General features: G+C 51.0%; 9 protein-coding genes. 3 read left to right on the forward strand and 6 right to left on the reverse strand.

The genetic code is table 11. The features are described from left to right. The first annotated feature begins 204 nt into the window (after positions 1 to 204). Positions 205 to 3,375: a YhdP family protein gene (locus tag BM231_RS16360; protein WP_093521008.1), complete on the forward strand. Its 3,171-nt coding sequence runs from the start codon at positions 205 to 207 to the stop codon at positions 3,373 to 3,375. On the opposite strand, the gene BM231_RS16365 is transcribed toward BM231_RS16360, so the two are convergent. The 3 genes from BM231_RS16365 to BM231_RS16375 form a co-directional block, all read right to left on the reverse strand. Further along, positions 3,368 to 4,129, reverse strand: coding sequence for a class I SAM-dependent methyltransferase (locus tag BM231_RS16365; RefSeq protein ID WP_093521010.1), 762 nt, complete (start codon positions 4,127 to 4,129; stop codon positions 3,368 to 3,370). The two genes, BM231_RS16360 and BM231_RS16365, sit on opposite strands and share 8 nt — an antisense overlap. A 159-nt stretch (positions 4,130 to 4,288) precedes the next feature. Beyond that, positions 4,289 to 5,542, reverse strand: a complete 1,254-nt coding sequence (gene tyrS, locus BM231_RS16370; protein ID WP_093521012.1) for a tyrosine--tRNA ligase — start codon at positions 5,540 to 5,542, stop codon at positions 4,289 to 4,291. A gap of 192 nt (positions 5,543 to 5,734) precedes the next feature. Continuing rightward, positions 5,735 to 6,118 carry a bleomycin resistance protein gene (locus tag BM231_RS16375; protein ID WP_093521014.1) on the reverse strand — a complete coding sequence of 128 codons (384 nt, stop codon included), beginning with the start codon at positions 6,116 to 6,118 and terminating at the stop codon, positions 5,735 to 5,737. A 900-nt stretch (positions 6,119 to 7,018) separates the two neighbouring features. Between BM231_RS16375 and BM231_RS16385 the strand changes: the two genes are divergently transcribed. Continuing rightward, complete coding sequence (locus BM231_RS16385) at positions 7,019 to 7,891, forward strand: hypothetical protein (protein ID WP_093521018.1); 873 nt, start codon at positions 7,019 to 7,021, stop codon at positions 7,889 to 7,891. Positions 7,892 to 8,082: 191 nt separating this feature from the next. On the opposite strand, the gene glnA is transcribed toward BM231_RS16385, so the two are convergent. Then, positions 8,083 to 9,492, reverse strand: a complete 1,410-nt coding sequence (gene glnA / locus BM231_RS16390; protein ID WP_093521020.1) for a type I glutamate--ammonia ligase — start codon at positions 9,490 to 9,492, stop codon at positions 8,083 to 8,085. Positions 9,493 to 9,613: 121 nt separating this feature from the next. Further along, a complete protein-coding gene (locus BM231_RS16395; RefSeq protein WP_057461792.1) occupies positions 9,614 to 9,952 on the reverse strand; it encodes a P-II family nitrogen regulator in 339 nt (112 codons plus the stop codon). A 403-nt stretch (positions 9,953 to 10,355) separates the two neighbouring features. Here BM231_RS16395 and BM231_RS16400 point away from each other — a divergent pair, with 403 nt between their 5' ends. After that, positions 10,356 to 10,808, forward strand: a complete 453-nt coding sequence (locus BM231_RS16400) for a VOC family protein (protein ID WP_208860433.1) — start codon at positions 10,356 to 10,358, stop codon at positions 10,806 to 10,808. Between the two features lie 29 nt (positions 10,809 to 10,837). Here BM231_RS16400 and BM231_RS16405 read toward each other — a convergent pair whose 3' ends face one another. Next, positions 10,838 to 12,568, reverse strand: a complete 1,731-nt coding sequence (locus BM231_RS16405) for a protein kinase domain-containing protein (RefSeq protein ID WP_093521024.1) — start codon at positions 12,566 to 12,568, stop codon at positions 10,838 to 10,840. Between the last annotated feature and the right edge of the window lie 46 nt (positions 12,569 to 12,614).

Raw genomic sequence — 12,614 nt, forward strand, 5'->3', positions numbered from 1 at the left:
TGATCACGCGATGCTATCGCAGGTTACGATTCGGTCAAAATCGAACGTACCACTAAAACAGGGAATAAGATTCTGGCTGTTGATGTTGGGACCACAGCAGAGCTTGAGAGCTCTCCTGTTACACGTCGTTTTAAGCGACGCGTAATATGGGGTGTTGTTTGCGTTTTTCTATTTTTTGCGTTTGGTTTTGGCGGTTACCGGGTGATGAGTGGCCCGTTTTCTGTTCCCTATCTGGTAGATTGGGCAATCAAACAGTTTGAGAGTAAAGCGCTGAATGTCACCGTTGGTAGTGCGCAGTTTGATCTGTTTGGCGAAAACGGCAGCCGTATTCTCCTAGAAGACTCTCTTATTCGCATCAAAGGTCGCACTGCTGCGACTGTGTTGCTTCCGCGAGCCGAGATCGGCATCAATCTGTCTGGGCTGCTGACCGGTGATCTGGAAATCACCAGTGTCGCGCTGGAACGGCCTTCTGCGACCATCAAACTGGCGAGTGGATCAGAACCGTTGCCACGGGTGCAAAACCGCGTGGTGGCGATCGACAAGTTTAGTGTGATAGCTGTTGAGGAGCTCAAGCGCTGGCATCTTGAGAAAGTTGCTATTGAGTATGGGCGACTGGTGATCAATGCGCAGGGTGAAGAGTTTGTTGCTGACGGTATTGATGCAAATGCCGTGTTGCTAGATGACCTTTCCTTCGCAGTGAATGCCAAGATCGTAGGCCGTGAAGGGGACTGGTCATGGGATCTGAAGCGTACTGTTACGCCTGAAACTGGTGCGAGAAACATTTCCGTCAATCTGCGTGATGCCTCACTGCGAGATTTGTTGCCAACGCACAGCTTTGCACGTGATGACAAACTGGCGAATACGCGTCTGTTTGTTGAAGCGAATGCAGAACTTTGGGCGACAGGAGAGTTTGTTGGTGCGGATATGAATGTTCGTACCTCTCCAATATTTATCCGCACTGCTCCTGATAATTCTATCACCATTGACGAAGCGTTCCTGGATCTCAATTTGCAGCGCGATAATCCCGATATCGTTATCGGGCGCTCTTATCTGCGCCGTAAAAACACACGCGTTGTGTTTGGCGGCGTTGTGCAGCCTCCTGTAACTGAAGGTGCGGAATGGAGCTATTCTCTTGGTTCTCGCGAAATCGTATTGGCGCCTGCTGATGTAAAGTCGCCGCCGCTGCTGTTTCCTGATGCTTATGCATCGGGTACGTTTGATCCGACGAACTCCTTGATCTCTATTGAGCGCGCACGTGCTGTCGGACTTGATGCTGACATCAATGTTGCAGGATCGTTCTACTACGGGAAACCGGGTCCATCCCTTGCGCTTTCAGTTTACAGCCCAAGCCTGAGCTTTGGCGAAGTGTTGCAGGTTTGGCCGACAGTCACGGCGCCGAAAACTCGTAATTGGTTGATCGACCATCTCGGCCCTGGCCGGGTTGATAACATTGCCTTGGATCTGGCGCTTGGGCCTGAAGCCTTTGATGGAGACCGGAGTACGCCTGCGTGGCAGGGGGATGGCCTTACAGCATCCTTTGATGTGATTGATGGCTCGGTCAAAGCGCTCAAGACACTGCCTATGGTGCGAGACCTTACTGGGGCTGGCAAGATCGAGAATGAAGATTTCACGATCTCCGGCAGCAATGGTCATTTCCGTATGCAAGACGGGAACATCGTTAAGGTGCCAGAGGTCCAGTTTGGGATCAAGAATATCGCAACACCAGGCGCTCTGCCTGCTGAATTGTCTGTGCTGCTGACGGGGCGTGCCGATGATTTGGGTGTGCTAGCTGACGCTGAACCTATAAATGCGTTGGAGGGTTTCAGTGTCGTGCCTGCAGACCTTTCTGGCATGGGTGAAGTCCGTGTTGAAGCCTCGTTCCCGCTCCTCAAGAATCTCAAGGTTAAAGATGTTGAGTGGCGGGCTAATCTGGATCTGAAGGATTTTACCAGTAAAGCGAAAATCTCAGGGCAAACCATTGAGAATGCAAATCTGACCGTTCAAGCGGATACAAAGCAAACCCAGATTTCAGGCAAGGGGAAGCTGAATGGCTTCCAGTCTGAGATTGACTTGAGCACCAGCCGCGATGGTAGTGGGGCTGAAGATCGGCAGGGCGTGACGTTTGTTGCCAATGCTAAAGATCTGACTGACTACGGCGTTGATCTTCAGGGCTACGTCAAAGGTTCTGTTAAAGTCAGCTATGAGGATAGTGGCGGTGCACAGGTGTTTGAGCTGGACCTTTCAAAAGCTGCCATCAACGTGCGTGAGGTTGGTTGGAGTAAGGCTCCGGGTGTTCGTGCAACCGCACGGTTCCGTGTGACAAAAAATGGCAATGCCAGAACGCTTCATAACTTTTCATTCCTGTCTGAAGGTGTTGAAGTTCGCGGCAACCTGAAGATTGATGGCAATGGAAAGCTGGCCCTTGCTGACTTCTCTGCGTTCAATCTGCGGCCCAACGACAAGGCCAAGATGACCATTCGGCCTCGTCGTGGTGGTGGGTACCAGGTCGTGATGAATGCGGATCGCTTTGATGGCCGCGCATTGCTGGATTCATTTGGAGCCGACAATGCGCCTGTTTCGGCAAAGCGCCATCGGGATTTGATTGCGGTTGATCTTACGTTTAGGCGCTTGATTGGCTTTAGAGGCGTGCAGGCTCAAAACGTGCGTGTTGACGGGCTTTTCCGTGGAGAGAGTGCTGTGAACCTTGTCGTTTCGGGTGCAACATCCAGCCGTGGCCAGTTCAACTTCACCGTGGGCGGAGAGGGGAAGCATCGCTTTGCTAAAGGGAAGCTGAACAATGCAGGCGAGTTCCTGCGGTTTATGGATCTCTTCCCACGTATGCGCGGTGGTAGCGGGCGTTTGGATATTCAGATGCCAAGCGATACCAATTGGGCTGGTCAGCTGACTGTAAATGATTTCTCCATTACGGAAGATCCTGCAATTAAAGCGTTGAAAGGGATCAAGCCGAAGGAAATTCGCGGAACGCGGAACAGTGAAGTGTATTCTGCTGCAGTGAACTCTGGTGAAGCATCGTTCCAGAAGATGCGCATGCAGTTCTCGCGCAATGGCGATATTCTTAACGTTTCCAAGGGAACGTTGAGTGGTGCCATTATCGGCGGGACCTTTAGCGGGGATGCCAACCTGAAGAGCCGTCAGTTGGATATGGCAGGCACGTTTGTTCCAGCCTATGCTTTGAACAACCTGTTTGCAAAGCTGCCGGTGATCGGTCTTATTCTTGGTGGGGGCTCTTCTGATGAAGGGTTGTTTGGCGTGACCTATAAGCTGGACGGCACCTTTGAGAAGCCTAAGTTCCAGGTCAATCCGGTCTCTGCGATTGCGCCGGGTGTGTTCCGCCGCATCTTTGAATTTAAGTAGGTTTGAGAGGGAGGTAGGCTGCAAAGCGCATGCAAACGTAGTCTGCTTCCCAGCCTTTGCTTCTTGAGTAAAGCAGTGGTTTGAGGTGCTTAATTGTCTCTTTGTAAAATCGCTTTTTATGGGCCTCGCTCAGCTGCTCTGTAAGGCTGCTGGTGAATAGTTGCAACCATCCCTTCATTCCGGTTTCCAGCGGTGTCTTACGCTCTACTTCTGTATGGTAGGTAACTGAGAAACCTGCCTCTTTCAGCGCTCGCATATAAGTTTCCGGTGGTGGGAAAATCCAAGGGCTTTTGTAGGGACCGAAAGCGGGATTTTCGGCAAATACGTTTTCCATGGCAGATCGGATGATACGGCAGTTCCGGTCGCATCCCATCTCACCAACGAACCGACCTCCCGGTTTGAGTGCCCTCACCACACCGCGAATGACGCCCTTGTAATCCTGCATCCAGTGGAGGGCGGCGTTGGAGAAAACTGCGTTGAACTCATTGTCAAAATTGAGCTTCTCGCCTGAGATCAGGCAGGTTTTAATGCCTTTTTCATTTGCTTGTTGGAGCATGTCTTCGGCGGTGTCGACGCCAGTTACGATTGCCCCTCGGCTTTGGATTTCCTCGGCTAATGTGCCTTCGCCACATCCCAGATCCAGAATGCTTTCTCCGGGTTGGACTGCGAGCAACTCAAGCGCATCGTGTCCAAAATCCGCAACATAAGCTGCGTGCTTTAAGTATTGCTGTGCCTTCCAATCCTGCACCGCCATGAGGGCTGCTCCTGAATACGACAGAAGCACTTTAGGTTATCCGGCCTAGTTCCAGGTGCAGCAGATCGGACGCAATTGCTTAAACTTGCAGTATTTGCGGGCAAAGAAAAAGCCGGGCGAAAGACCCGGCTTTGTCAAAAACAGTGTGCTGTCAGATTGTTAGACTGGCTTTACAAGAACGTGTTTTTTCTTGCCGAGGGAAAGTTTGATCACGCCATCATCGGTCAGGTCTGCCTCGGTGATGGAGCGGTTGTGATCCTGCTCTGCCTTATCGTTGATGCGAACAGCGCCGCCTTTGATGTTGCGACGAACTTCTCCGTTGGACGTACAAAGGCCTGCGGTGACGAATGCGTTGAGGATGCCGAGGCCTTCTTTCAGTTCTGCAGCAGCAATCTCGATGGTTGGCAGGCCAGCGGCATTAGCGCCTTCTTCGAACGCCTTACGAGCGGTCTCAGCGGCTTTCTCGGCTTCTTCACGGCCATGGAGCAGGGCGGTGGCTTCGGTTGCCAGAACCTTCTTGGCTTCGTTGATCTCAGCGCCTTCCATTCCTGCCAGACGTTTGATCTCGTCCATTGGCAAAATGGTGAAGAGTTTCAGGAACTTCTCGACGTCAGCATCTTCGGTGTTGCGCCAGAACTGCCAGTAATCGTAGGGGCTGAGCATGTCTGCGTTGAGCCATACTGCGCCTGCTGCGGTTTTGCCCATTTTCGCGCCAGATGCTGTGGTGAGCAACGGGGTGGTGAGGGCGAACAGTTCTTTGTCTGCTAGCCGGCGGCCAAGGTCCACGCCAGAGAGAATGTTACTCCACTGATCAGAGCCCCCCATCTGCAGGCGGCAGTCTGTGCGGCGATGGATTTCGAGGTAATCGTAACCTTGCAGAAGCATGTAGTTGAACTCGAGGAACGACAGGTGCTGCTCACGTTCCAGACGCAGGCGCACACTGTCGCGCTGGATCATCTGGTTGACGGAGAAGTAGCGGCCAACATCACGCAGGAAGTCCATGTAGTTGAGTTTGAGCAGCCAGTCGGCGTTGTCCATCATCATTGCATCAGATGGGCCGTCACCGAATTTCAAAAATTTTTCAAAGACTTGCTTGATGCCGTTTTTGTTGCCTTCGATGTCTTCATCGGTCAGAACTTTGCGGCTCTCGTCTTTACCGGTCGGGTCGCCAACGCGTGTTGTACCGCTTCCCATGAGGGTAATCGGTCGGTGGCCGGTCTTCTGGAACCAATGCAGCATCATGATTTGTACAAGGGAGCCAACGTGCAGGCTGGAGGCTGTACAGTCAAAGCCAATATATGCGGTGACAGACTCTTTCGCACAAAGTTTGTCCAGGCCTTCGGCGTTAGAGAGTTGGTGCAGGAAGCCGCGTTCTTCCATTGTCCGCATAAATTCGGATTTATATGAGCTCATTGGTCAAGCCTGTTCAATTTACTGAGTATTTCAAGTTGAAAGGTCTATACCTGAGTTTTCAGCGGGATTCACTCGTTTTTTCAGGCAAAGCTCAAAAGCTGTGTTGGTGATTTGAGATTGTGCGGAGAATTTGGTGTTTGAGTTTGTTGAGTGAATTCTCCGCGACGCAGATGTGTTTCCCTTGTGTTCTGTTCAGAGCGGAATACGGCCAAATTTCAAGAGGTTGCCGTGAGGGTCGTGGATGTAAAACTCTTCCATATCCCAAGGGCGTTTGGCGAGTGGTGTGAAGCGGGGTTCGCTCTTGCTGTCTTCCGGAAGTCCGAGTTTGCGATATTCTTCGTGAAGATCGGCGATAGGTCCTCCACGGAAATAAACGCTGCTGTTGTTGCACAAGTGCTTTTCTGTGGTGAGCCAGAAGTGGATTTCCAAGGTGTCTCTGCGCAGAATCAGAAAGTCGTCCTGTTCGTAAATGACGTTGGAAAAGCCGAGCTTGTCGGCGTAAAACGCCTTTGTTTCCTGAATGTTGAGGGATGGGAGCGTGGGGAGAAGTTCAATTGTGTCAGCTGCTGTAGTCATTGTTTTCTCTAAAATATGAATGTAATTAGTATATTTTAGAGAGCGCAGGCTACATTGCAATGGCCAAAAGAAAACCCCGCGTCCTTCTCGAAGGTCTTAACGGGGTTTTGCTTTTATAGTCGGATCGCCGCGATTTACCGTTTCAAGGCTATATGCTGGGGCGTTTGATATGATTTCCGCCCGTGTACGTCCGGGTTCGATCCGTGCTTACCGTCTGATGACGCTCAGTCGCTCAGGCCGTTTTTTAGTCTTGCTATATTGTAGCATCTTGCAGAGGGTCGTCATAAGTGCCGAATTGCCTTTATAAAAACCGTACAACATGCAGGTCCGGTGGAGTCATTGGCTCTCCTTTTGTTGACCTGTACCTAACTTAGGAACGCTTGGGTTTTCTTTCAAGGGATGGGGAGAAAAATAGTTAGTTCTGGTTTGCCGGAACCTGTGGGTTTTATCGAAAAACTTAAAGCAGCTGCACAACGTTTTGAAACGGGTGAACTGCTTTTGTTTTTGATTTTACGTCTCTTTATCCAAGCGCCTGTGTTCACTTTCAGGCGATATACCTTAAAAAAAAGAAGGCGACCTTTGTTGGTCGCCTTTAAAGGGTATGCGGGCCTAATCAGCACGGTCAGTTGCTGATAACCTTGCTGCACTTAAACGCAGTTTCGTGACGGGGTGATGACATACTTCCCTTGCGCTGTAATGTGCGTTGGTTTGCGTTCTTTTGTGTTTTTCCGCGTTGTTGTGTTGAGGTGGAACGCATCTTAGTATCGCCTGTGTCCGGGAGTTTTATGTGAGAAACTTAACGTCCTCGGATGGTCCCCAAGTTTTGGGTTAGTGCTTCTCCGTGTCGCGATATTTGAGGTGTTCTGTACAATCCTGAATGTCTCTATGAGGTGAGGTTGAGTGAAAAAAATTCTCTTACATATTGGAGCTCACAAGACGGCAACTTCGACGTTGCAGCAAACCGTCCTTAAAAAGTTTCCGGACAAGTTTCTTCACTATGATGATTATCGGCCCAGTGCATTTGATAACGGCTTCCGGTTTTTGACAGATGAGCAGGACCCGAAATTTTTGGCGCAATTGTTTAAACGTAGTTTTTCTCGGGAGGGCCAGTCGACGCTCAGAATGTCCCGAGAGCACTTAATGGGGCGTGCTTTCTCTGCAAAGGGATTTTATCCAGAACTCTGGAGAGTACGAAAGCTGGTTGAGGTGTTAAATGAGGAAGGCATGAAAGTGCGTTTGTTGATGACGACGCGTCGGCGGTTTGATTTCATGATATCATTATATCTACAAAAACTCTCTGAGCCCAATGGACACCGCAACTTCCAGAATTTTGAGAATGTGGCAGTGACTGCCTCTTACGACTGGAGACAACTGGCGAAGGTATTGGAGGGGCTAGATGTAACCTATCTGCCTTATGAAGCAATAAAGCTGGAACGAGCGATATTTGTTGCGCAAGTAAACTCGTTCTTCGAAATGGAAGCGGTTACAGCAGCAGATCTTGATCGAGTTTACAATCCGCGCGTCAATGCAGAGGGTTATGAGGTCTTAGCTAAGCTTGCTGAGATTAAGAATGAGGCAGCTAGAAAAATGCTCGTCAGGTATACGAAAACGCTTTTTCGTAAGGGGAAGAAGCCACATATTATCTCTGAATATATTCGTGGTATTTATGAAAAGCACTTTCAAGATGGGGACCAGCAGTTTGCTAGAACGTATTTTCCTGAAGGGTTGAAACATATCTATCATCAAGACAAGGAACTCACCCCAGTTGAGTGATATGGTTTGTGTGAATGTAGCGTAACTGCGTTTGGCTCTTTACAAAACAAAACCCCGACCGGAAACGATCGGGGTTTTATGGTGCCTAAATGATGGAACCGCTCTTTAAGGACGTATCCTGATCCGAAGTTTTGTCTGCACTCTTCGGGGGTACGTCCTGTGCATTGGAGTTCGAGCGGCGCCTTCAAAACTTAGACTGAGTAGTACATGTCGAACTCAACTGGGTGAGGGGTCATGTCTGTGCGCATGACTTCTTCCATCTTCAGTTCGATGTATGCGTCGATCTGGTCGTCATCGAACACGCCGCCTGCTTTGAGGTACTCACGGTCTGCATCGAGGCATTCCAGAGCTTCACGCAGAGATGCTGCAACAGTTGGGATCTCGGAGAGTTCTTCTGCTGGCAGATCATACAGGTTCTTATCCATTGCATCACCAGGATGGATCTTGTTCTTGATGCCATCAAGGCCAGCCATCAGCTGTGCAGCAAACGCCAGGTATGGGTTTGCGGAAGGATCCGGGAAGCGAACTTCAACGCGCTTGCCCTTTGGAGAAGATGTGAATGGAATACGGCAGGATGCAGAACGGTTCTGGGAAGAGTAAGCCAGAAGAACTGGAGCCTCGTAGCCCGGTACCAGACGCTTGTAGGAGTTGGTAGAAGCGTTGGTGAATGCGTTCAGAGATTTCGCATGCTTCAGGATACCGCCGATGAAGTACAGAGCAGTCTCGGACAGGTCAGCGTACTGGCTGCCAGCAAAGGTTGGCTTGCCGTCTTCCCAGATGGAGAAGTGGCAGTGCATGCCGGTGCCGTTGTCGCCGAAGACTGGCTTAGGCATGAAGGTTGAGGACTTGCCATAAGCGTGTGCAACTTGGTGAACCACGTACTTGTAGATCTGCATGTGGTCAGCACAGGTTGTCAGGGTCTGGAACTGCATGCCGAGTTCGTGCTGAGCAGCTGCCACTTCGTGGTGGTGCTTTTCAACTTTAACGCCCATGTCAGACATGACGGTCAGCATTTCAGAGCGAATGTCCTGCGCGCTGTCAATTGGTGGTACTGGGAAGTAGCCGCCTTTTGTGCGTGGACGGTGACCGAGGTTACCGGATTCGTATTCGCTGTCCATGTTGGATGGCAGTTCGGAGCAATCCAGCTTGAAGCCGGTGTTGTATGGGTCTGCTGCAAAGCGAACGTCGTCGAAGATGAAGAATTCAGCTTCCGGGCCAACGAATACGGTGTCACCAGCGCCACATGCTTTTACATAGGCTTCTGCGCGCTTAGCTGTCATGCGTGGGTCACGGTTGTAACCTTCGCCTGTGCGTGGGTCGAGAACGTCACAGAAGATGGACATGGTGGACTGCGCGAAGAATGGGTCGATATGAGCTGTTTCCGGATCTGGCATCAGCATCATGTCGGATTCGTTGATTGCTTTCCAACCACCGATAGAAGAACCGTCAAATGCGACGCCCTCTGCGAACATGTCTTCGTTCACCTGGGAGATATCCATGGTGACGTGCTGCAGCTTGCCGCGCGGATCAGAAAAACGAAGATCTACGAACTTTACGTCTTTTTCCTGGATTTCTTTCAAGACATCAGCGGAGGTTGTCATAACTTCCTATTCCTCTTATTAAAATCGCCAGTGGCGCAGTGTTGTAAACTGGAAGACCAAGCGCGTGGGGTCGTTGCCCCTAAATCATTCAGTCTTCGTGATTTCCTAGTGGTACTCAGAGTTAAACGGCGTCTTCGCCTGTCTCCCCGGTACGAATGCGGATTGCTTCTTCGATGCTGGAGACAAAAATCTTGCCGTCACCAATGCGGCCGGTCTGTGCGGCGTCGCGAATGGCTTCTACAGCTTTTTCTACAAGATCATCGTTGAGTACGATTTCGACCTTTACCTTTGGTAGGAAGTCCACCACGTACTCGGCGCCGCGATAGAGTTCTGTATGGCCCTTCTGGCGGCCAAATCCTTTTGCCTCGGTAACGGTGATCCCCTGAAGACCAACCTCCTGAAGTGCTTCTTTCACTTCATCCAGTTTGAACGGCTTAATGATCGCCTCAATTTTCTTCATGGTCTTCACACTCTCAGTTCGTCTTGTATCTGCGTGCGCTGCTGATCTGGCATGCTCTTAAAAATGATCAGCGCGTGTGCAGAAAGTTCGCGATTCAAAACTTACGGAAATATGAATGCAGAAACCGTGCCAGTTTTGAAATTTTCTTAAAAAGCCGCGAAAGCGGGCAGTTTGGTCCCTTAATAATAATGGGCAACTGCATCTGAAATATATCTGGTGCACAAACACTGCGCATAATGGTTAAAAAATAGGCAGTGTACCTTTTGTTCATCTCGCCTGAAACTAGGTGTTGGTTCCTTGTGCAAGGCAGGGTTATGGTTGTGTCAGCAAAAGCTGTTGCAGTTTTTGTGTGTTCCTATGGAAGCTGGCTGTCAGTTTTTTGGGCGCGCGTTTAAAGGAGCGAGTGATGAGGTTGGTTTCTCTCGACCATGTCGTGCTTACCGTTCATGATGTTGAACGTACCAGTCGTTTTTATCAGGATGTGCTGGGTATGGAGGAGATCATATTCGGAGGCGGGCGGAGGGCTCTGCATTTCGGTCATCAGAAGATCAACCTTCAGCCCACTGATGTGGACCATTCTCCCATAGCGCAGGAACAGGTGCCCGGGACGGCGGATCTTTGCTTTCTGGTTGAGAGCCTGGATTCGGCGATTGCGCGGCTGAGTGCGGCCTCCGTGACGATTGTGGAGGGGCCTGTTTTCCGTACAGGTGCCAGTTCGCCGATCCTGTCTGTCTATATTCGCGATCCTGATGGCAACCTGATTGAGCTTTCGCAGCCTCAGGATGTGGTGATTGCCAGTGATGAGCGGGAGATTGCCAAGAAGGCGAAGAAGAAGCCGCCAAAGTCCAATAGCTAGAGGATTTTGTGAGAGTTGGTCCTGCTAGCCTAGCTTTTCTCTGATGCGGATTTGGAACTGTTCTGCTGCATGATGTAGGCGAGGACTTTTTTTGCTTCGTCCGGTTGCAGGAGTGGGTCCTGTAAAAACTGGCTTTGCTGCATGTCGTCCAGACTGCTTCTCTTTTGAGGATCAATCTGCATGGAGTTGTTGACGAAGCGGGCGTACTCAGACTCGTAACTCTCGTTGTAAAAACCGGGCTCTCCAGCCAGGTCTGGGTCATCTGTTGGCGTGAGGGCTTTTTCCGGGCTGTCTTCCTCGTCAGCTTGCGCGTCTTGGGATTTGGAGTTGCTCAGTTTGCGCACAACATGGAGTGCGAACGCATAAGGATTGTCGCAATCCGGGGCACCCAGCAGATTGAATTCACCTTCACCACCGCCATATATCATTTGCCCAACCGCATAGCCATCCTGTTTATCGTCCAGACGGTCGCGGTCCTTTTCGTCTTTGAAGGCGGCGGCGATGGCTTCCGGGCTAGAGTATTCCGGAGTGCCGAAATCCAGTGGGTCTTCTCCAATGGTGCCTGCAAAACCAAAATCAGCGATCTTGAGGGATTGGCTGTTCTTGTCGAACAGGATGTTGCCCCCTTTAATGTCGTTGTGGCTGATGCCTGCCGCGTTGACATGCTTCAGACCGTCAATTGCTTCATTCGCCATGAATTGTAAGGCGCCCCAATATTGAGAGTGGCTGAGCTTGTTCTCTTGGAGGAGTTTTTCTGCTCCTTCGAAAAGGTCACCTGCTTCACAACCTTCCACGTACTCCATGGCAAGGCCAGTTTCTCCGTCGATCTCATGTATTCCGTAGCACTGCACAACGTTTTTATGCGGGCCGGCGGCCATTAGTTTCCCGTAGATCTGAGCTTCTTTCTCCAGGGCGTCTTTGCCTTTCTTTGAACGCGCTGTTTTGAATGCAATAGACTTTCCGCTCTTCTCGTCCGTGTACAAACTCACTTCCCCGAAAGATCCGGCACCCAGTCTCTTGGCGCGTTTGAGATTGTCGGAGGGGAGAGGCATTGTTACAGGTGGCAGTTCTTCCGCACTCTCTTCATCCTCGGAGAGGCTTGGTTCATCGACGTTGCTGACTGTGAACCTGTTGGCGGGTGAAGCTGTGGATGTTGGTGGTTGCTCTAACTCATCTTCTGAGGAGCTGTCCTCGTCCACATTGCTGACCTCAAACCGACTGGCGGTGGGCTGAGGCTGTTCCGGCTCAGTGTCGCTCTCTTCATCCTCGGAGAGGCTTGACTCATCGACGTTGCTGACTGTGAATCTGCTGGTGGGTGAAGCGGTGGGTGTTGGCGGTTGCTCCAACTCATCTTCTGAGGGGCTGACCTCCTCCACGTTACTGACTTCGAACCGAGTGACAGTGGGTTGTGGCTGTTCCGGCTCAGTGTTGCTCTCTTCATCCCCGGAGAGGCTTGGCTCGTCGACGTCGCTGACTGTGAACCTGCTGGTGGGTGAGGCTGTGGATGCTAATGGCTGCTCCAACTCATCATCACTCTCTTCATCTTCTGAGAGGCTGACTTCTTCGACATCGCTGACGGCAAATCTGCTGCTGGCGGGAATTTGGGGATGGTCGAAGTCGGGCTCTGTCTGTCCGTCTTCTGCCGAACTCTCGCTCAAGCCCAGCAGGGTGATGACATTGTCGGCCCACGCGCCGATCTGAGCGTCCTGAGTTGGTGGCTCGTTTGGCTGGTTCTGAAGGGGGCGAGGCGACTTCGTCATGTTACAGGTCTTGAGCTGTTTGCGATTGCTTGCTCACGCCAGTTTA

Origin of the sequence: Pseudovibrio ascidiaceicola, from assembly GCF_900114245.1 — a bacterium.
Lineage (GTDB): Bacteria > Pseudomonadota > Alphaproteobacteria > Rhizobiales > Stappiaceae > Pseudovibrio > Pseudovibrio ascidiaceicola.